This window comes from Bacillus mycoides (assembly GCF_001757995.1).
In the GTDB taxonomy this organism is placed as follows: domain Bacteria; phylum Bacillota; class Bacilli; order Bacillales; family Bacillaceae_G; genus Bacillus_A; species Bacillus_A mycoides_B.
This window is the reverse complement of record NZ_LXLV01000070.1, coordinates 134,197-152,490: the sequence shown is the minus strand read 5'-3', so window position 1 is coordinate 152,490 and position 18,294 is coordinate 134,197. Positions and strand designations below refer to the sequence as shown.

Below are 18,294 nucleotides of genomic sequence, written 5' to 3'. Positions count from 1 at the left end.
TGGTGACTGTAGGCGAATTATTATCTTTTGGCGGGGTTATCGCTCACAATCTAACACAATTATGTTAGACAAAGTAGGTTTCGTCCGTTCTTATATAAGAAATTGTGATGTAGCTGATGGTAATGATCTAATAGTGTTCAGAATATAAGGGTGGTATTGTTCGAATTGTAAAGCTATCTCTAAAGTGGCACATGAATTTGCTTTAAAAGATTATTCATTTCTTATTAGTGACACTTGTACAAATATGCAGTTGAAGAAATTTCTTCACGTTCAATCGAGTACGACTGTCAATAGACTCCTCCAAACAATGAGCATCCCCCACACAGGGGAAAACAAAGGACAAATATATGATTTAACTTCGTTTCAATTATAATTTTGCTATAATAAATAAGTATTTACATGAAGGAGAGTGTGAAATGAAGTTTAATATCGATCATTTTATAGCTAGTGTTTTACAATGGATATTAAATATAGCTCTAATTATACTATCCATTGTTTTATCTATCTTTTTAATTAATGAGACGATTACTTTTATTCAATACATATTTTCAGCGAAGAAGTATACATCGTATAAATTAGTTGAAAGTATCATCGTCTATTTCTTATACTTCGAGTTCATTGCATTAATTATTAAGTATTTTAAATCGAATTATCATTTCCCATTACGCTATTTTATTTATATCGGAATTACGGCTTTAATTCGATTAATTATTGTATCGCATGAGGAACCGATGGAGACTTTATTATATGCGGGATCTATTCTTGTTTTAGTTATTGCTTTATACATATCAAATATGAGAGATTTGAGAAAAGAGTAGTAGTGCAGACATCAGTTTGCACTACTTTTTCATCTTGACCTTCAAGCTGCTTCAAAGTTTACAATGAAATTAGGGCGTTTGAAATTGAAAAAAATTGAGAAGTTAAGTGAAGAGGTTTCTTTTACTTGGAGGTTATAGGAATGAGTCAGGAATTGAAATTACGTCCATTAGAACGAGAAGATTTAAAGTTCGTACATGAACTTAATAATAATGCACATATTATGTCTTATTGGTTTGAAGAGCCATATGAGGCTTATGTAGAACTACAGGATTTATATGATAAGCATATACATGATCAAAGCGAACGTCGATTTATCGTTGAAAAAGATAATGAGATGGTTGGCTTAGTTGAGTTAGTAGAAATCGATTATATTCATCGTAGAACGGAATTCCAAATTATTATTGATCCGAGTTATCAAGGGCACGGATATGCAGCTGATGCGACGCGCTTAGCGATGGATTATGCCTTTTCCGTATTAAATATGCATAAGATTTATTTAGTGGTTGATAAGGAAAATGAAAAAGCTGTACATGTTTATAAAAAGGTTGGATTTGTCGTTGAAGGTGAACTGCAAGATGAGTTTTTCGTTGACGGTTCTTATCATAATGCGATAAGAATGTGTATGTTCCAAAAGACATACTTCGGAGTGAAAAGGTTATAGACGAAACAGTGTCTATAGCTTTTTTTGTGAGATTAACAACAATTATTTATTGAAAAACGATAAATGATTATTGACTTGTGATACTTCTGGGCGTATTATGATGGTAATGAGATTAGTGGAAATTAATGATGGAATTGAAGGAGAATATACGATGAAAAATAAATATGTAGTGGCTATTTCTTTCATGATTTTAGCGATTATTTCTTTAACTATACATGCTTCAAACAGTAAAGTAGGAGCGAATGGATTTCTTGAAGAACCTTTCTTTTTCCTAGTACCGGTAAGTTATGTATTGTTCTTTAGTGGTATTGGTGTATTACTATTTGGGTTTATTACTTCAAAGCTGAAAAAAAGTAATAGATAAAGTGAAGTTCTAAAAAATGGGATGATGTTTGGCCCCCAGTCCTATACCAATCGGGACAAAACACTCACTATGAAATAGAAACATACCATATGGAAGAAAAATAAAAAGTGAGCTGAATAATGATGAACCATTATTTTTACTATGGAAGACAAGTAGGACCAGCTATTACATTGGCCGGGGCTCAGATGACGATTCAGGCAGTGCATCAGGCTATTCAAATGCAACAGCAAGCACAAGTAGCGCAAATGATGCAGAGCCAGTATATGTCGTATTCACAGCTTCCTGTGCAAAGTATACATTATGATGTGTATCCAGCTGGTTTATTTTCAATTCCATATGGGGCAACATACTTTTTATGAAAGAAAGCGACTGATAAGAGTCGCTTTCTTTTTTATATTCCGCCTAATTTCACCCCAAGGAATGCGAATGTGATACCGATTATATAAGTAGCACTTAAGTATAGGAGTAGTATGCCGAATTTTTTATGCTTAAAAAGCTGAACAGATTCTAATTTAAACGTTGAAAATGTAGTGAAGGCCCCCATAAATCCTGTGCCTAATAATAGTTGCCAGCTTGTAGTTATCCCTTTGCCAATTATATATCCGAGTAAAAATGCTCCTGTTATATTAATGAGGAATGTAGCAATTGGAAATGAAGTTGTATTTCTTTCTTTAAACCAATTACTAATTGCAAATCGTGTAATAGCACCGAAGAATCCTCCTGTTGCTACTAATAAAGCATTAATCATGATAGTTCACCTTCCTCAAGGTGTTTTTGTAGTAAAAAGTCTCCAAGTTTATAGCCAAGCAAAGACATAATTAGACCGCCTAGCATACTGCATGATACATATAAAAATGCGGTACCAAAATGTGAATGATTAATTAACTGTATAGTTTCGACGCTGAATGTTGAAAAGGTTGTAAATGAACCGATAAACCCTGTTCCAATCCCTGTAATAACTTCGGAAGATAAGATGTTTAACCGAGCGATATAGGTGGTCAACAAAGCTAGTAAGAAACAACCAATTAAGTTAATCGTTAATGTAGCGAGTGGTAATGAATGATGCCAAAGCGTATCGATAGTAAAACCTAAATAATAACGGGAAAGAGCTCCTAATATACCGGCTATGCCAACAATAATATATTTCAATTTCTTCACCTCTCTAATAGTTTACTCAAAAAAAATAGACTCCTACCAGTAGTCATACTGGTAGGAGTCATTAGCTAAATAGCAGTTATGGCGAACTCCATCGCCTATAAGTTCTATTTATCCCGCATTAACAGGCAGTAAAGCTCCCACCTCAAAATTCAGCTGGAGCAAAGAAGTTAGGTGGGAGATCAACTGCCTGTAAATGCCCGATTGGTGCGGGCTGATAATCAGTGGGGGATGAACAAAACCCCCACTGATTAAAGTTTCACTTTATAGTGTACTAAATATTATTTTGGATTACCAATAAATATGTTAATGAAAAGTGCGGAAAGTAGGATCTGTTATATTCTCTGAAGGTGTGATTCCTCTGTTGTGGGTTGTAATTACATTACAGTCTTGCTTTCGTAAATATTATGATTGAATTTCAAGATAATTGCAGTGAGGGATACAACGATTATTTGTTAGCTAAATATAATGATATCAAGTTTTCTTTATGGTAAAATATTTCTTGTGTCTTTAATTTATCTTTATTTAACTGAAAATACAGAAAAATAAAACGTTATTTAATAAAAAGGGGTCATGTGTGTTGAAGAAATTTTTAAAAATAGTATTAATATTTATTTTAATAGTGGCTTGTATTCTAGGTGGCTTTTTAGCTTATATGACACTTACAAAAGAACAGCCAGCGAATGTTTTAGACGTAAAGGTTGAAAACAACAAAGAGCGTGTACTGCAGCCAGGAAATGAATTTAAAGTTACAACATTTAATATTGGGTACGCTGGATTAGATAAGGACCAAGACTTCTTTATGGACGGTGGAAAGGGTTCTGGTTCGAGTAGTAAAGAACAGACTGAAGTAAACTTAAAGAAGATGCTTTCATTTTTACAAAATGAGAATAGTGATTTTGTGTTATTGCAAGAAGTTGATATAAAATCTCACCGATCATTTGATGTAAATGAACATGAGTTTTTGAAAAAGGGATTACCTGATTATGCTTCGTCATTTGGGAAGAACTACGATACTAAGTGGGTTCCTGTCCCAGTCACAAAGCCGATGGGATATGCTGAGGGCGGATTAAGTACATTCTCTAAATACACAGTTCAAACAGCAACGCGGTTCCAACTACCAGGAATGGAGCCTTGGCCGAAGCGTTTATTCGATTTAGATCGAGCGATTGTTGAACATAAAATCCCTGTTAATAATGGGAAGTATGTTAGGCTCGTAAATGTACATCTATCTGCTTATGATGAGGGCGGAAAAATTAGAAAGCAACAAGCAGAGTATTTAAAAGAATATATGAACAAGTGTTATCAAAATGGTGATTACGTAATATTAGGTGGAGATTGGAACCAGTTACTTTCTAATGTTCAATTAAGTGATCCTAAGTTTGTAAAAGAGCGTCCTGAATGGCTAGTAGAGTTACCAAAGGACTTCGCAGATGGAGGATTCCAATGGGCTGTAGATCCATCTGTTATGACGGTAAGAGATGATGTGAAGAAGTATGTGGAGGGTGAAAGCTTTGTCACTATTATTGATGGCTTTATCGTTTCGCCGAATGTTGAAATTGTAAATGTACAAGGGAAAGACTTAAAGTTTGAAAATAGTGATCATAACCCAGTTAGTGCGGTATTTAAACTGAAATAATTGATACGCGGGGCTTCATAGAATATCACATAAAAAGAGCACAAATAATGTGCTCTTTTTATACTTGGTAGGAATTTAATTGCTTTTCTCCGCGTTTTCTGCCAAGCTTAAGGAGAAAAATACTTCGAAGAAAGAAATATATAGGTGACGCATATGATTGAAGTTAAGACTTCTGAACTTAGTGATGGAGAATTTAATAGAGGCGTATTTGCAACTCGTGATATTAAAAAGGGTGAGTTGATACACTCAGCACCAGTTATCTCTTATCCGAATGAACAGCATGAACACATTGAGAAAACGTTACTTGCTGACTACGCATTTGAGTATGGGGTAAATCATACGGCATTCCTTTTAGGATACGGCATGTTATTTAATCATTCATATAAGCCGAATGCAACGTATGATATTGTCTTTGAGAATCATACGTTTAACTTCTTTGCTTACAAAGATATAAAAGCGGGCGAAGAGATTCTAATCAATTATAATGGTGAAGTTGATGACGATGAGCTGTTATGGTTTGATAAGGAAAAAGAAGAGAACGAAAAATAAGTTAAAGAGTATAGAAAGAGCACATTCTGTGGGATGTGCTCTTTTTTTATTGATGTAAGTAAAGTAAAGATTACAAAAAAATACCATTTTTCTTTCATATGGTATAGTAAGATACTGAGGGATAGTGTTTTGTAAAAGTTATATATTTTACAAATTGTTGTCTTTCTGATTACATGTCAAGTTTAGTGGTCCATTTGGGTTGCTTTATTATGCAATATATATTTTAATATGAGTGGCACCTCTTATAATTTAAGAGGTTTATAGGTGTCTCGAATTGATTTTGGGTACACTGTATCCACCACTTTAGGTTCATTTCATGTATGTGGGGATATTATGGGCCCGTATAACGGGATAAAAAGAATATAGAAATAGAGGAATCGTAAAATGAATATGCAAGAGGTTTATAAATATTTAAGTACGGTATTGCCTGAAGGTCATGTTAAACAAGATGAAATGTTAAAGAATCATACGCATATTAAAGTGGGCGGAAAAGCAGATGTGTTCGTTGCGCCTACGAATTATGATGAAATTCAAGAAGTTATCAAGTATGCAAATCAATATAATATTCCAGTTACGTTTTTAGGAAATGGATCGAATGTCATTATTAAAGATGGTGGGATTCGCGGGATTACAGTAAGTTTAATTCATATTACAGGTGTTACTGTAACAGGAACAACGATTGTAGCGGGGTGTGGTGCAGCAATTATTGATGTATCTCGTATTGCATTAGATCACAATTTAACAGGTCTTGAATTTGCTTGTGGTATTCCAGGTTCAGTTGGCGGAGCATTATATATGAATGCTGGTGCATACGGTGGTGAAGTATCGTTTGTATTAACAGAAGCTGTCGTAATGACAGGTGATGGAGAGCTACGTACTTTAACGAAAGAAGCATTTGAATTTGGATATCGTAAGAGTGTATTTGCGAACAATCATTACATTATTCTTGAAGCGAGGTTTGAACTTGAAGAAGGTGTACGTGAAGAAATTAAAGAAAAAATGGATGATTTAACGTATAAACGTGAGTCAAAACAGCCTCTAGAATACCCTTCATGTGGTAGTGTATTTAAGCGTCCACCAAATAATTTTGCGGGTAAGCTTATTCAAGAATCAGGACTGCAAGGTAAGCGAATTGGCGGAGTGGAAGTTTCTTTAAAACATGCTGGATTTATGGTGAATGTTGATAACGGAACTGCACAAGATTATATTGATTTAATTCATTTCGTACAAAAAACTGTTGAAGAAAAATTCGGTGTGAAATTAGAGAGAGAAGTAAGGATTATTGGAGAAGATCTACAGTAACCGTTGAATAAAAAACGTATAAAAGTATGAATTATTTCGAAATAACATTTGGATATTGTTGACAATTCGTTTTCGATTCAATATAATGGCTAATAATTTAACAAATAAAATATACGTTGAAAGAGCCTAGTAGCAGTTTGTCACTGTTATCAAAGAGAGCTAGGGGTTGCTGGAACCTAGCACAAACAAACTTGTGAATTACACTCTGGAGTATCTTAGGTAATGCTAAGCGGAGTAGCAATCGATATTATTGCTAAGAGTGGTGTGAATAGCTATGCTATTTATGCAAACTGGGTGGTAACACGGTGAATAATCGTCCCTATGTCTATCGTAGACATAGGGGCTTTTTTGTTTTTTTTTAAATAAAGGGGATGACAAAAGATGAATATTATTGATGAATTAGAATGGCGCGGTGCTGTAAATCAACAGACGGATGAAGAAGGTTTACGTAAGTTAGTAGAAGAGAAAAAGATTTCACTATACTGCGGAGTTGATCCGACTGGTGATAGTATGCATATCGGACATTTGATTCCGTTTATGATGATGAAGAGATTCCAGTTAGCTGGTCATCATCCGGTTATTTTAATCGGCGGGGCAACAGGAACAATTGGTGATCCAAGTGGACGTCAATCAGAGCGTCAATTGCAAACGTTAGAAGTAGTCCAGCATAATGTAGATGCGTTAACAGCACAAATGAAAAAGCTATTTGATTTCGGTGGGAATAGCGAAGTAAAGATGGTAAATAACTACGACTGGACGCATGAAATAAACATTATTGAATTTTTACGTGATTACGGCAAAAATTTTAGTATAAATAGCATGTTAGCGAAAGATATTGTAGCAAGTCGTTTAGATACAGGAATTTCTTTCACAGAATTTACGTACCAAATCTTGCAAGCGATGGATTTCCATCATTTATACACGAAAGAAGATGTTCAATTACAAATTGGTGGTAGTGACCAATGGGGAAATATTACGAGCGGTTTAGATTTAATTCGTAAGTTAGAAGGTCATGAAGCGAAAGTATTTGGATTAACGATTCCGTTATTATTAAAATCAGATGGTACGAAATTTGGTAAATCAGCAGGTGGTGCGGTTTGGCTTGATCCTGAAAAGACAACACCGTTTGAATTTTACCAGTTCTGGGTGAATACAGATGACCGTGATGTAATTAAATACTTGAAATACTTTACGTTCTTAACGAAAGAGCGCATTGATGAATTGGTAGTGAAGGTAGAAACAGAGCCTCATAAACGTGAAGCGCAAAAAGTATTAGCGGAAGAAATGACGAAATTCGTTCATGGAGAAGAGGCATTTTTGCAAGCTATGAAAATTACAGCAGCATTATTTAGCGGAGATATTAAATCGTTAACAGCTGATGAAATTGAACAAGGCTTTAAAGAGATGCCGACATTCCAGTCTTCCAAAGGGACGAAAAACATCGTAGAGTGGCTAGTTGATTTAGGAATTGAACCATCTAGAAGACAAGCACGTGAGGATATTAATAACGGAGCCATTTCTATGAACGGTGAAAAAGTAACGGATGTAGCTATTGATGTTACTGTAGAAAATTCATTTGATGGAAGATTTATTATTATTCGTAAAGGGAAGAAGAACTACAGTTTAGTGAAATTGGGATAATAGTTTTTGTGAAAGGGTGGAAGTAGGGAAGATGCTTCCGCTCTTTTCATATACACAATTTTGACACAAAAAAGTCAGTATATTTAGATAATTAAAGAGGGTTATATGATTCCTTTGCCGAATATAAGTAAGTAGAGAAAATTACGGATAAAAATAGCCCGAACCATGCAGGGCATGATTCGGGCTTATATTCAGATTAGTAAGCTAAGCTGAATAGACCTTTAATGTGTGATAAGTAACGAACGTTACTTGCTTCTTTCATTAATGATGCTGGTAGACCTTTAAGTGGAGTATTGCTTGCTCCGATTGTAGCAACAGCATCTTTACGTCCTAGACTAGCAAGTGTTCCAGAGTTGATAGGTGCGAACTCTTCGAATGCTTTGCCTTCTAGTGCTGCGTATAAGTTGTATCCAATTAACTCACCCATTTGCCAAGCGATTTGTGCAGTTGGTGGGTATGGACGACCGTCTGGAGAGAAGACAACAGCGCTGTCTCCAGCAACGAATACGTCTTTGTGAGAAGTAGATTGTAGGTGTGCATCAACAGTTGCACGTCCACGGTTTACTTCAAGACCTGATTCACCAATTAATGGGTTACCTTGTACGCCGCCTGTCCAAACGAATGTGTTAGCAACGATTTTTTGACCGTCTTTTAAGTCGATTTCATTGCCAGCAACGTTTGTTACAGGAAGACCTGTTAAGAATGTAACACCGCGTGCTTCTAAGCTAGTAGTTGCACGTTCGATTAAGTGATCTGGTAATACTGGAAGGATTTTTGGACCTGCTTCAACAAGAAGAAGTTTAACTTCTTTTGGATTTACGCCGTGACTTTTTGCAAGTTTAGGCATAATGTCAGCAAGCTCACCAACTAGCTCAACGCCAGTTAATCCGCCACCACCGATTACGATTGTAGCATCAGCTTCGTTTTTCGTTTTAGCGTATTCACGAATACGGTCTTCAACGTGTTTGTAGATTTTGTTTGCATCAGCAGCAGATTTTAATACCATGCTGTTTTCTTCTAGTCCTGGAATACCGAAGTAAGCAGTTTTACTTCCTAAAGCAACTACAAGTGCATCGTAAGATAGCGTAGTGCCACCAGCTAGTTTGATTTCTTTGCTATCAACTGAGAATGACTCAACTGTTGCAATTTTAAGATCGATGTCTTTGTCTTTGAAAAGCTTTGTAAGTGGCATTGCAACTGCTTGCTCAGCAACATTACCAGCTGCAAGGCGGTGTAGTTCAGTGATGATTTGGTGTGTTGGGTATTGGTTGATCACTGTAACTTGTGCTTCTGATTTGCTGTAGTATTTACGTACGTTTAAAGCGGCAAGAAGACCGCCATAACCAGCACCTAAGATGACAATTTGTTTTGACATAGTATGATATCCCCCGTCTTTACTAATTGTTGTTATAAATTAAATTATTTATTATTACGTTCTGCACTAATTTGAAGGTATGCGTTCACAAAGCGGAACATTTTTTGTGCTTGTGGGTCTTTTAGTAATTTTAATAGACCGAACAGGCCGATAACTTCGTTGCTTTCGTCAGCACGATCTTTCGCTTCGATAGCAGTTGCAGCCATGCTTTTCACTGTATCTTTTACAGGTTCTACAAGTTCTTGGATTGCACTAACAGTGTCGTTTTTTAATACTTCATCAGTAGCAACAGTTTGAGCGAAGTCATAAGACTTAGTTAAAATGTTAACAAGCTCAGTTAATTTTGGAAGCTGTTCCACTAGTGTTGTTAATGATTCTTGTACCTCAGGTTTTAACAACTGATCAAGTACATCAAGTTGTCCTTGGCTAGCAGAAATTTGTACAGTTTCTTGTTCTGGCTTTGTTTGAGTCATAGTTTCTGGCATCTCCAATTCTCCTTTACGATAGCAATACTCTTATTTTTGATAGGTAAGATAGTAAACGCTTGCGAAACTTTATACAAAGTTTCACAAAGCACAATAAAATGCCTTTAAATTTATGATAGCAAGTAAGCTGAAATCATAAATCCAAAACCATAATGTCCTACCTATTATTTATGAACTGTCCGATACATGGCTTGTCCGCATAATGGAAAGTTCCCTTATCGGAAAGTGTATATAATATATATCCTATATTATATACTATATACACGTATGTTAACATAAAAATGATTCCTAATTATTTGATATTGAGCCTGTAACCTAGTAATGACAAGGAATGAAAGCGCATAAAATATTTTATCTATCTTAAAAATGTACATATATATAAATGAAAAAGGGAAAAAACGGACAAATTTATGTTCATTTTTTCCTTTTTTTATTGTTCATCTTCTGTAAGTAGCATCGATGTGTTACCGCTTTTTTCAAGATGGCATTCGCCCCAAGTACAAAGAGAATCGAGAATTGATTCTAAAGACCATCCGTAGTCAGTAAGAGAATATTCTACTTTTGGCGGTACTTGATTGTATACCTTTCTTTGAATAACCCCGTCTACTTCTAACTCACGTAATTGCTGTGTTAGCATCTTTTGTGTAATACCAGGCATTAACCGTTTTAGTTCACTCGTTCTCTTTGTACCTTTCGTTAAGTGGCAAAGAATAACGACTTTCCATTTGCCGCCGATAACCTCTAAAGTCGCCTCGACAGGAATATTATATTTCTTCATATAAAAATCTCCTTTGATGAATGTGAATTTCAGTTCTTCAACAAAAGAAGCTAAATAAGTTAAATGTTACTTTTTAGTGCCTATAGCACTTTAAAGTACGTACTTTTTATCGTGTTGAATATGTTCCATAATAGCATACGTAAGAGGGAAATGAGTAGTACGGTACTAAAAAGTGTCTATGTTACTTTTGGGTACCTATCGTACTTTAAAGTGCGTTCTTCAAAAAAAGAGTGAAGCCATTCATAATAGCATTTATCAGCAGTAAAGTTATTTTTGTAGAAGATAAAAAGGCCTTTTTATCACACTATTATGATTGGAATTCTCGTATTAAGGAGGGGTTCAATTGAATTCATATACAATATCATCTTCGGCTGTTCAGACGAACCGAAGAAGTATGTTTGCTTTATTAGCACTAGCAATTAGTGCGTTTGGAATTGGTACAACCGAGTTTATTAGCGTCGGTTTATTACCATCTATTTCGGAGGATTTACATGTTTCTGTTACAACAGCGGGCTTAACCGTTTCTTTATACGCGTTAGGAGTAGCATTCGGTGCTCCTGTTTTAACTTCGCTAACTGCTAGTATGTCGCGAAAAACATTATTAATGTGGATTATGATTGTCTTTATTATCGGTAATGGAATCGCAGCGGTAGCAACGAGTTTTACTGTGTTACTTATCGCGAGGGTTGTCTCCGCATTTGCACATGGCGTTTTTATGTCGATCGGATCCACAATTGCGGCTGCACTTGTACCAGAGAATAAACGAGCTAGTGCGATAGCATTTATGTTTACTGGTTTAACCGTTGCGACGATTACAGGTGTACCAATTGGAACATTTATTGGTCAACAATTTGGCTGGAGAGCATCGTTTATGGTGATTGTGGTAATTGGAATCGTTGCCTTAGTCGCAAACAGTATGTTAATTCCATCTAACTTAAAAAAAGGTACGTCTGTATCATTTCGTGATCAATTCAAACTTATCACGAACGGAAGACTATTACTTGTTTTCGTCATTACTGCATTAGGATACGGGGGAACATTCGTAACATTTACGTATTTATCTCCGCTATTACAAGAAGTAACAGGATTTAAATCGAGTACCGTTACAATCATTTTATTAGTGTACGGGATTGCAATTGCGATTGGGAATATGGTCGGCGGAAAATTATCAAATCATAATCCGATTCGAGCGTTATTTTACATGTTCTTTATTCAAGCGATTGTATTATTTGTTTTAACATTTACAGCACCGTTTAAAGTTGCTGGGTTAATCACAATTATTTTCATGGGATTATTCGCATTTATGAATGTTCCAGGACTACAAGTATATGTCGTTATTTTGGCTGAACGCTTCGTACCGAGCGCTGTCGATGTTGCATCAGCAATGAACATTGCAGCGTTTAACGCAGGAATTGCCCTCGGTGCTTATTTAGGCGGTATTGTAACGAACTCGTTAGGGTTAATTCATACAGCTTGGGTAGGCGGCATTATGGTAGTAGGTGCTGTTATTTTAACAGCGTGGAATATGACATTAGAAAAAAGAGATCAAGCAAAATAAAGGAGAGAAAAATATAATGAAAAATTTACAAAGTAAAACAGTATTGCATAACGGTTTAGAAATGCCTTGGTTCGGCTTAGGTGTATTTAAAGTAGAAGATGGACCGGAACTTGTAGGGGCTGTGAAAGTAGCCATTAAAGAAGGATACCGTAGCATTGATACAGCTGCGATTTATGGAAATGAAAAAGCAGTTGGAGAAGGCATTCGCGCCGGTATAAAAGAAGCAGGAATTTCTCGAGAAGATTTATTTATTACTTCAAAAGTGTGGAACGCAGATCAAGGGTATGAAACGACACTTGCTGCATATGAAGAGAGCTTAAAAAAATTAGAACTAGATTATTTAGATTTATATCTTGTGCATTGGCCTGTTGAAGGGAAATATAAAGATTCGTGGAGAGCGTTAGAAACACTTTATAAAGAAGAACGCGTGCGTGCAATTGGCGTAAGTAACTTCCAAATCCATCATTTGAAGGACGTACTGGAAGGTGCGGAAATTAAGCCGATGATTAACCAAGTAGAGTATCACCCGCGTTTAACGCAGAAAGAACTACAAGCTTTCTGTAAAGAACAAAATATCCAAATGGAAGCATGGTCACCACTTATGCAAGGGCAATTATTAGATAACGAAACTTTACAAGAAGTAGCTGATAAGTACGGTAAAACAACAGCGCAAATCATTTTACGTTGGGATCTTCAAAATGAAGTTGTAACGATTCCGAAATCAACGAAAGAACAGCGTATTATTGCGAATGCTAATATATTCGACTTCGAATTAACAAAAGAAGACATGGAAAAGATTGATGCTTTAAATCAGAACCACCGCGTTGGTCCAGATCCTGATAACTTTGATTTCTAATAGAGGTAAGTTCAAAGAGTGCAAAAAAGTTTGCACTCTTTTTTATTTTGTCTATGCATAAAAAAATGTTCTAACTAAATAATAAACAGTATTAAATTTGTTATTTTATAAGGGGTTGTAGACATGAATATAAAACGATCGTTCAAGCTAATGGCCGCTTTTTTGAGTGTTTTATTTGTATTTGCGAACTTATTATTCCCACTTCAAAAAGCATCCGCAGAAGTTATGGATCACACGAAGTATCAAATGGATTGGAGTTATAGTAAGTCAAAGAAAAAACCAATTCGAACAGAGCTTATTAAAACAGCAGATGGAAAAATTGCTTTTTGCTTAAATGTAGATTTGAAATCTCCGAGCGGCCAAGATTTACCTGAAATGGGTAAAGTAGATATTAACGTATACCGTGTACTATTAAACGGATATCCACAGAAGAGTCCACAAGAATTAGGTGTTTCAGATTGGAGAGATGCACATTACGCAACACAGCTTGCGGTGTGGAATGCGTTAAAACAAATTGATATTAACGATTTAGATTTCCGTAATAAAAATGTAGAAAAAGTAACGAAAGATATTGTTGCAAAAGCAAGTGCTAGTGAGGAACTACAAGAAATTACGATGAGTGTAGTACCATCAGAAGAACAAGAAGCAGTATTGAAAGATGAGTTTTTTGAAACTGGTTTATATACAGTGCAAACAAACGCTAAAAGTGGAACGTATAAAGTGCAAGCAACAGGCGCACCAGAAGGCGCGAAGTTCGTAAATGAAAAAGGTGAAGCGAAAACTGAATTTAATGTGGGAGAGAAATTCCGCATTTTAATTCCGAAACAAACACCATCGGGTGGATTTAGCTTTAAAGTATCAGGGAATTTAACGAAATTACAAGGGATTGCTCATAAAGGTACACCGACTATTCAAAATGCGGTTGTGTTACTTGAGCGTAGTGAAGAAAAAACAAGTCCAGAGTTAGCGGTAAGTTGGAAAAAAGCAAATGGTCATGATAATAAACCAAATAAACCCTATACACCAAATGAACCACATAAACCGAATCAATATAACAGATGATGAAAAAAAGCTCGTAAACACTATGTTTACGAGCTTTTTTATTACTCAGCTTCAGAAACAACTGTGAAGCGTTCGTTTACATGTTTTGGATTTTCGATTTCATCAAGTGCTGCTACTGCGAAGTCTTCGTAACTTACGTAGCTATCGCCTTTTGAGTTAACGAGAAGGTTGTCTTTACCAGCTTTGTAAGAACCAGTACGTTTTCCTAGTGCAAATAGTGCAGAAGGGCTGATGAATGTCCAAGTAATATCATTTGTTTGTTGTAAGATTTCTAAGTTTTTACCTTGGTTTTGAGCTGTTGCAAGGTATTCATTTGGGAAACCTGGTGTATCAAATACACGAGTCGTTTTTTCTTCGTCTACAAATAAGCTACCAGCGCCACCAACTACAAGTAATTTTGTATTAGGTGCACCTTTCATAGCTTCAATCAGTACATTTCCTGCATCTACGTGAAGATGTTCTTGACCTGCTGGTGCACCGAATGCGTTTACGACTACATCGAATGCTTGAAGATCGTTAGATGTAAGAGAAAATACGTCTTTTTCTAAAACTTTAACATTTTCTTCTGTAATTTTTGCAGCACTTCTTACGATTGCAGTTACTTCATGTCCACGATCTAATGCTTCTTTTAAAATACGACTTCCAGCTTTTCCGCTTGCTCCGATAATTCCAATTTTCATAATAAATCCCTCCAAATTGTTTTGTTAAAGTGTATATGTGAAAATGAATGAATTTGATGTAATTAGGTTTGTTACAACCCGATGTAATCATTATAGTTACAGATTGGCTTTTTTGTCAATGGATTATTTATTGTTTTAGTATGTGCATTTTATAAATATAAAGTCATAAAACATAACAAATAACATGATCATGTTATAAAATCTAACATATGGAAGCAATATCCTGTCGAAAAATGTTGATTTTTGAATATTTTTTAAATATAATTCAATTTATGAAGAAAAAAGGGAGGGGACTAATTGTATGAATATTTTAGAACAGTTCGTTTCATCAATGAATACGATTCTTTGGTCATATATTCTTATTGCAATGTTAATCGGCTTAGGGCTTTATTTTTCTATTAAATTGAAATTCGTACAACTTACTCATTTAGGGGAAATGGTTCGACTAATGGGTGATGGCTTAACTGGAAAGACACGTAAAAAGGGAAGTGTATCGTCATTCCAAGCATTTTGTATGAGTTCAGCAGCTCGTATTGGAATCGGGAACTTAGCTGGTGTAGCGCTAGCTATTTCTATGGGAGGACCAGGAGCTGTATTTTGGATGTGGGTTATTGCGATTATTGGGGCGTCTTCAAGTTTCGTAGAAAGTACGCTTGCGCAAATTTATAAAATAAAAGATGGCAGTGGCTTCCGTGGTGGTCCTGCTTATTATATGGAAAAAGGTTTAAATAAACGTTGGATGGGAATTTGGTTCTCTATCCTTATTACAATTAGTTACGGTTTAATTTTCAACTCAGTACAAGCGAATACAGTGACATTAGCATTTAAAAATGCTTTTGGTATTGAGCGTTATGTTGTAGGGATTGTACTTGCGGTATTAGTTGCGGTTATTATTTTTGGTGGTGTGAAAAGTATTGCGCGTATGTCAGAAATGATTGTGCCGCCGATGGCAATTATTTATATTGCAGTAGCTATTTTCGTTGTTATTAAAAATTATTATTTAATACCGGACATGTTTACAGAAATCTTTAAAGGTGCATTCGGTTTAGATTCAGCTGTAGGTGGCGGTATTGGTGCTGCAATGAAGTTTGGTATTCAGCGCGGATTATTTGCGAATGAAGCAGGTATGGGTAGTGCGCCAAACGCGGCCGCAACAGCTGATGTAACGCATCCAGCGAAACAAGGTTTCATTCAAACAATTGGGGTTTTAGTAGATACATTCTTAGTATGTACATCAACAGCATTTATCGTACTATGTTCTGGTGCATATAAGGCAACAAATTTAGAAGGTATTGAATTAACGCAAGTGGCGTTAAGTTCACAAATCGGTTCGTGGGCAAGTAGCTTCTTAGCGATTATCATTTTCTTATTTGCTTTCAGTTCATTACTAGGAAACTATTATTATGGTGAAACGAATATTGAATTTATTAAACAAAGTAAAACTTGGTTAACGATTTACCGTATTGCGGTAGTGGGAATGGTATTATTCGGTTCTGTTGCGACGCTTCAGGTTGTATGGAATATGGCAGATTTATTTATGGGTCTAATGGTAATCACAAACTTAATTGCGATCACACTTCTTGGACGATTTGCGTATGCGGCATTAGCAGACTATGTGAAACAAAAGAAACAAGGAAAAGATCCAGTCTTCAGTGCAGATTCTATTCCTGGTTTAACGAATACAGAGTGCTGGGATAAGCCAGCGGTAGCGGATAAAGAAAAAGCTGTATAATAAAAGATGGAACGAGCATCAGAGAAATTTGATGCTCGTTTTTTTTGTGTAGTAATAAACTAGGGGAGAGGGGTAAAAGACGAACATTAATGAGAGTTTTATAATAAAATGTATTTTTTTAGAAAAGTGCGGATATGATTTGTAATTTGTGTTAGAATGGAAAATGCCTTTCAGACAAGAGGTTTTATGATTTTTCCTATCCAATTGATGATTTTTGAGGAGAAGTGGAAAGTTCGGATTATTTCTTATTTTGAGTGGTCAGACGTTCAACGTTAATAAAGAGTTAAATGGAGGATTTTATTAATGCAGTTTGTTATGTTTCTGGTAGGATTACTCGTCGTGTTCGTACTCGGTTTTCTTATAAGTGCCGATCGAAAGAAGATTAAGTATAAACCAATTATGGTCATGCTTATTATTCAGCTAGTATTATCTTATTTCTTATTAAATACGCAAGTTGGTTATATTTTAGTAAAAGGAATTTCAGATGGATTTGGAGCACTTCTTGGATATGCGGAAGCTGGAATCGTTTTCGTATTTGGAGGCCTTGTTAATAAAGGGGAGGTTTCATTCTTCTTAACGGCATTATTACCAATCGTATTCTTCGCAGTATTAATCGGAATTCTACAGCATTTTAAAATTTTACCGATATTTATTCGTGCTATTGGTACTTTGTTAAGTAAGGTAAATGGTTTAGGAAAATTAGAATCGTATAATGCGGTAGCAGCTGCGATTGTTGGACAAGCAGAAGTATTCATTACAGTAAAAGATCAATTAAGTAAAATCCCGAAACATCGTTTATATACACTATGTGCATCTTCAATGTCGACAGTATCGATGTCAATCGTTGGTTCTTATATGAAAATGATTGAGCCGAAATATGTAGTAACAGCACTTGTATTAAATTTATTTAGTGGTTTCATTATCATTCATATTATTAATCCGTACGATATTACGGAAGAAGAAGACACATTGCAGTTAGAAAACAAGAAAAAGCAATCATTCTTTGAAATGCTGAGCGAATATATTATGCTTGGTTTCACGATTGCGATTACGGTAGCAGCAATGTTACTTGGTTTCGTAGCGTTAATTACAGCAATCAATAGCTTGTTTGATTCAGTGTTCGGTATTACATTCCAAGCTATTTTAGGATATATTTTCTCTCCATTGGCATTCGTAATGGGCATCCCGCAATCAGAAATGGTAACGGCGGGACAAATTATGGCAACGAAATTAGTATCGAACGAATTTGTTGCGATGCTTGATCTAGGAAAAGTAGCTGGTGATTTATCAGCTCGTACAGTCGGTATTCTTTCTGTATTCCTTGTATCATTTGCGAACTTCTCATCTATCGGAATTATCGCAGGTGCAACGAAAGGGATCGATGAAAACCAATCAAACGTTGTTTCATCATTCGGATTACGACTTGTATACGGTGCGACATTAGTAAGTCTTTTATCAGCGATTATCGTTGGTGTTATGTTATAAAAAGGGTGGTCCTAGCTCGTAGCTAGGGCTGTTTTTTATGGTAAATTTACATAAAAAAACCAATAGATTAGGAATATATTAACATATAAAAATATTTTAAAATTTATATTGCATTTCGATTAGATAACGCTTACAATTTGATTTGTAGGTGGT

19 protein-coding genes, 1 pseudogene, 1 riboswitch and 1 other annotated feature are annotated in these 18,294 nt (G+C 35.6%); of the genes and pseudogenes, 14 read left to right on the top strand and 6 right to left on the bottom strand.

Features of this window, described 5'->3' with window-relative positions:
* Positions 1–148: 148 nt before the first annotated feature.
* The 5 genes and pseudogenes from BWGOE10_RS33580 to BWGOE10_RS25260 form a co-directional block, all read left to right on the top strand.
* Positions 149–373, top strand: a pseudogene (locus BWGOE10_RS33580) (NERD domain-containing protein); the annotation flags it as partial.
* A gap of 43 nt (positions 374–416) precedes the next feature.
* The gene (gene psiE / locus BWGOE10_RS25275; RefSeq protein WP_070145422.1) at positions 417–818 is read left to right on the top strand and encodes a phosphate-starvation-inducible protein PsiE; all 402 of its coding nucleotides are present in this window, start codon (positions 417–419) and stop codon (positions 816–818) included.
* Between the two features lie 140 nt (positions 819–958).
* A complete protein-coding gene (gene speG / locus BWGOE10_RS25270) occupies positions 959–1,480 on the top strand; it encodes a spermidine N1-acetyltransferase (RefSeq protein WP_070145421.1) in 522 nt (173 codons plus the stop codon).
* A gap of 97 nt (positions 1,481–1,577) precedes the next feature.
* The gene (locus tag BWGOE10_RS25265; RefSeq protein ID WP_098786273.1) at positions 1,578–1,844 is read left to right on the top strand and encodes a DUF3955 domain-containing protein; all 267 of its coding nucleotides are present in this window, start codon (positions 1,578–1,580) and stop codon (positions 1,842–1,844) included.
* 119 nt (positions 1,845–1,963) lie between these two features.
* The gene (locus BWGOE10_RS25260) at positions 1,964–2,203 is read left to right on the top strand and encodes a DUF3947 family protein (RefSeq protein WP_070145419.1); all 240 of its coding nucleotides are present in this window, start codon (positions 1,964–1,966) and stop codon (positions 2,201–2,203) included.
* Between the two features lie 32 nt (positions 2,204–2,235).
* Here the strand turns inward: BWGOE10_RS25260 and crcB (BWGOE10_RS25255) are convergent, their stop codons facing one another.
* Together crcB (BWGOE10_RS25255) and crcB (BWGOE10_RS25250) are read right to left on the bottom strand one after the other, a co-directional pair.
* Complete coding sequence (gene crcB, locus BWGOE10_RS25255; RefSeq protein ID WP_070145418.1) at positions 2,236–2,592, bottom strand: fluoride efflux transporter CrcB; 357 nt, start codon at positions 2,590–2,592, stop codon at positions 2,236–2,238.
* Positions 2,589–2,993 (bottom strand): fluoride efflux transporter CrcB, encoded by a 405-nt coding sequence (gene crcB, locus BWGOE10_RS25250; RefSeq protein WP_070145417.1) that lies wholly within the window; start codon positions 2,991–2,993, stop codon positions 2,589–2,591. The genes crcB (BWGOE10_RS25255) and crcB (BWGOE10_RS25250) overlap by 4 nt, the downstream gene beginning before the upstream one ends.
* Positions 2,994–3,047: 54 nt before the next feature.
* Positions 3,048–3,107, bottom strand: a riboswitch (Fluoride riboswitch).
* A 472-nt stretch (positions 3,108–3,579) separates the two neighbouring features.
* Here crcB (BWGOE10_RS25250) and BWGOE10_RS25245 point away from each other — a divergent pair.
* The 4 genes from BWGOE10_RS25245 to tyrS all read left to right on the top strand — a co-directional run bounded on the left by BWGOE10_RS25245 (position 3,580) and on the right by tyrS (position 8,130).
* Positions 3,580–4,638 carry an endonuclease/exonuclease/phosphatase family protein gene (locus BWGOE10_RS25245; protein ID WP_070145501.1) on the top strand — a complete coding sequence of 353 codons (1,059 nt, stop codon included), beginning with the start codon at positions 3,580–3,582 and terminating at the stop codon, positions 4,636–4,638.
* A gap of 153 nt (positions 4,639–4,791) precedes the next feature.
* Positions 4,792–5,187 carry an SET domain-containing protein gene (locus BWGOE10_RS25240; protein WP_000573656.1) on the top strand — a complete coding sequence of 132 codons (396 nt, stop codon included), beginning with the start codon at positions 4,792–4,794 and terminating at the stop codon, positions 5,185–5,187.
* 384 nt (positions 5,188–5,571) lie between these two features.
* Positions 5,572–6,489, top strand: a complete 918-nt coding sequence (gene murB, locus BWGOE10_RS25235; protein ID WP_070145416.1) for a UDP-N-acetylmuramate dehydrogenase — start codon at positions 5,572–5,574, stop codon at positions 6,487–6,489.
* A gap of 107 nt (positions 6,490–6,596) precedes the next feature.
* Positions 6,597–6,813, top strand: a binding site (T-box leader).
* Between the two features lie 57 nt (positions 6,814–6,870).
* Complete coding sequence (gene tyrS, locus BWGOE10_RS25230; RefSeq protein ID WP_070145415.1) at positions 6,871–8,130, top strand: tyrosine--tRNA ligase; 1,260 nt, start codon at positions 6,871–6,873, stop codon at positions 8,128–8,130.
* A gap of 196 nt (positions 8,131–8,326) precedes the next feature.
* Here the strand turns inward: tyrS and BWGOE10_RS25225 are convergent, their stop codons facing one another.
* The 3 genes from BWGOE10_RS25225 to BWGOE10_RS25215 form a co-directional block, all read right to left on the bottom strand.
* A complete protein-coding gene (locus BWGOE10_RS25225) occupies positions 8,327–9,505 on the bottom strand; it encodes an NAD(P)/FAD-dependent oxidoreductase (RefSeq protein WP_070145414.1) in 1,179 nt (392 codons plus the stop codon).
* Between the two features lie 44 nt (positions 9,506–9,549).
* Positions 9,550–9,990 (bottom strand): DUF1641 domain-containing protein, encoded by a 441-nt coding sequence (locus BWGOE10_RS25220; protein ID WP_070145413.1) that lies wholly within the window; start codon positions 9,988–9,990, stop codon positions 9,550–9,552.
* 430 nt (positions 9,991–10,420) lie between these two features.
* On the bottom strand, positions 10,421–10,768 hold the full coding sequence (locus BWGOE10_RS25215; RefSeq protein ID WP_070145412.1) for a winged helix-turn-helix transcriptional regulator: 348 nt from the start codon (positions 10,766–10,768) through the stop codon (positions 10,421–10,423).
* A gap of 394 nt (positions 10,769–11,162) precedes the next feature.
* Here BWGOE10_RS25215 and BWGOE10_RS25210 point away from each other — a divergent pair, with 394 nt between their 5' ends.
* The 3 genes from BWGOE10_RS25210 to BWGOE10_RS25200 all read left to right on the top strand — a co-directional run bounded on the left by BWGOE10_RS25210 (position 11,163) and on the right by BWGOE10_RS25200 (position 14,244).
* Positions 11,163–12,326 carry an MFS transporter gene (locus BWGOE10_RS25210; RefSeq protein ID WP_171903147.1) on the top strand — a complete coding sequence of 388 codons (1,164 nt, stop codon included), beginning with the start codon at positions 11,163–11,165 and terminating at the stop codon, positions 12,324–12,326.
* Positions 12,327–12,342: 16 nt separating this feature from the next.
* Positions 12,343–13,182, top strand: a complete 840-nt coding sequence (locus tag BWGOE10_RS25205) for an aldo/keto reductase (RefSeq protein WP_070145410.1) — start codon at positions 12,343–12,345, stop codon at positions 13,180–13,182.
* Positions 13,183–13,305: 123 nt separating this feature from the next.
* A complete protein-coding gene (locus BWGOE10_RS25200; protein WP_070145409.1) occupies positions 13,306–14,244 on the top strand; it encodes a thioester domain-containing protein in 939 nt (312 codons plus the stop codon).
* A 41-nt stretch (positions 14,245–14,285) separates the two neighbouring features.
* Here BWGOE10_RS25200 and BWGOE10_RS25195 read toward each other — a convergent pair whose 3' ends face one another.
* Positions 14,286–14,924, bottom strand: a complete 639-nt coding sequence (locus tag BWGOE10_RS25195) for an NAD(P)-dependent oxidoreductase (protein ID WP_070145408.1) — start codon at positions 14,922–14,924, stop codon at positions 14,286–14,288.
* Between the two features lie 301 nt (positions 14,925–15,225).
* Between BWGOE10_RS25195 and BWGOE10_RS25190 the strand changes: the two genes are divergently transcribed.
* Both BWGOE10_RS25190 and BWGOE10_RS25185 read left to right on the top strand, forming a co-directional pair.
* Entirely contained in the window at positions 15,226–16,656 is a 1,431-nt protein-coding gene (locus tag BWGOE10_RS25190; RefSeq protein ID WP_070145407.1) for an alanine/glycine:cation symporter family protein, read from the top strand.
* A 303-nt stretch (positions 16,657–16,959) separates the two neighbouring features.
* Positions 16,960–18,141 (top strand): NupC/NupG family nucleoside CNT transporter, encoded by a 1,182-nt coding sequence (locus BWGOE10_RS25185; protein WP_070145406.1) that lies wholly within the window; start codon positions 16,960–16,962, stop codon positions 18,139–18,141.
* Positions 18,142–18,294 lie beyond the last annotated feature (153 nt).

Excerpts from the sequence above, each read along its gene's own strand:
- BWGOE10_RS25190 (WP_070145407.1), top strand. The coding sequence starts at position 15,226 with ATGAATATTTTAGAACAGTTCGTTTCATCAATGAATACGATTCTTTGG.
- BWGOE10_RS25220 (WP_070145413.1), bottom strand. The coding sequence starts at position 9,990 with ATGCCAGAAACTATGACTCAAACAAAGCCAGAACAAGAAACTGTACAA.
- speG (WP_070145421.1), top strand. The coding sequence starts at position 959 with ATGAGTCAGGAATTGAAATTACGTCCATTAGAACGAGAAGATTTAAAG.
- tyrS (WP_070145415.1), top strand. The coding sequence starts at position 6,871 with ATGAATATTATTGATGAATTAGAATGGCGCGGTGCTGTAAATCAACAG.
- BWGOE10_RS25215 (WP_070145412.1), bottom strand. The coding sequence starts at position 10,768 with ATGAAGAAATATAATATTCCTGTCGAGGCGACTTTAGAGGTTATCGGC.
- crcB (WP_070145418.1), bottom strand. The coding sequence starts at position 2,592 with ATGATTAATGCTTTATTAGTAGCAACAGGAGGATTCTTCGGTGCTATT.
- BWGOE10_RS25265 (WP_098786273.1), top strand. The coding sequence starts at position 1,578 with ATGATGGTAATGAGATTAGTGGAAATTAATGATGGAATTGAAGGAGAA.
- BWGOE10_RS25210 (WP_171903147.1), top strand. The coding sequence starts at position 11,163 with ATGTTTGCTTTATTAGCACTAGCAATTAGTGCGTTTGGAATTGGTACA.
- murB (WP_070145416.1), top strand. The coding sequence starts at position 5,572 with ATGAATATGCAAGAGGTTTATAAATATTTAAGTACGGTATTGCCTGAA.
- BWGOE10_RS25205 (WP_070145410.1), top strand. The coding sequence starts at position 12,343 with ATGAAAAATTTACAAAGTAAAACAGTATTGCATAACGGTTTAGAAATG.
- BWGOE10_RS25240 (WP_000573656.1), top strand. The coding sequence starts at position 4,792 with ATGATTGAAGTTAAGACTTCTGAACTTAGTGATGGAGAATTTAATAGA.
- BWGOE10_RS25200 (WP_070145409.1), top strand. The coding sequence starts at position 13,306 with ATGAATATAAAACGATCGTTCAAGCTAATGGCCGCTTTTTTGAGTGTT.
- BWGOE10_RS25225 (WP_070145414.1), bottom strand. The coding sequence starts at position 9,505 with ATGTCAAAACAAATTGTCATCTTAGGTGCTGGTTATGGCGGTCTTCTT.
- BWGOE10_RS25195 (WP_070145408.1), bottom strand. The coding sequence starts at position 14,924 with ATGAAAATTGGAATTATCGGAGCAAGCGGAAAAGCTGGAAGTCGTATT.
- BWGOE10_RS25260 (WP_070145419.1), top strand. The coding sequence starts at position 1,964 with ATGATGAACCATTATTTTTACTATGGAAGACAAGTAGGACCAGCTATT.
- BWGOE10_RS25185 (WP_070145406.1), top strand. The coding sequence starts at position 16,960 with ATGCAGTTTGTTATGTTTCTGGTAGGATTACTCGTCGTGTTCGTACTC.
- psiE (WP_070145422.1), top strand. The coding sequence starts at position 417 with ATGAAGTTTAATATCGATCATTTTATAGCTAGTGTTTTACAATGGATA.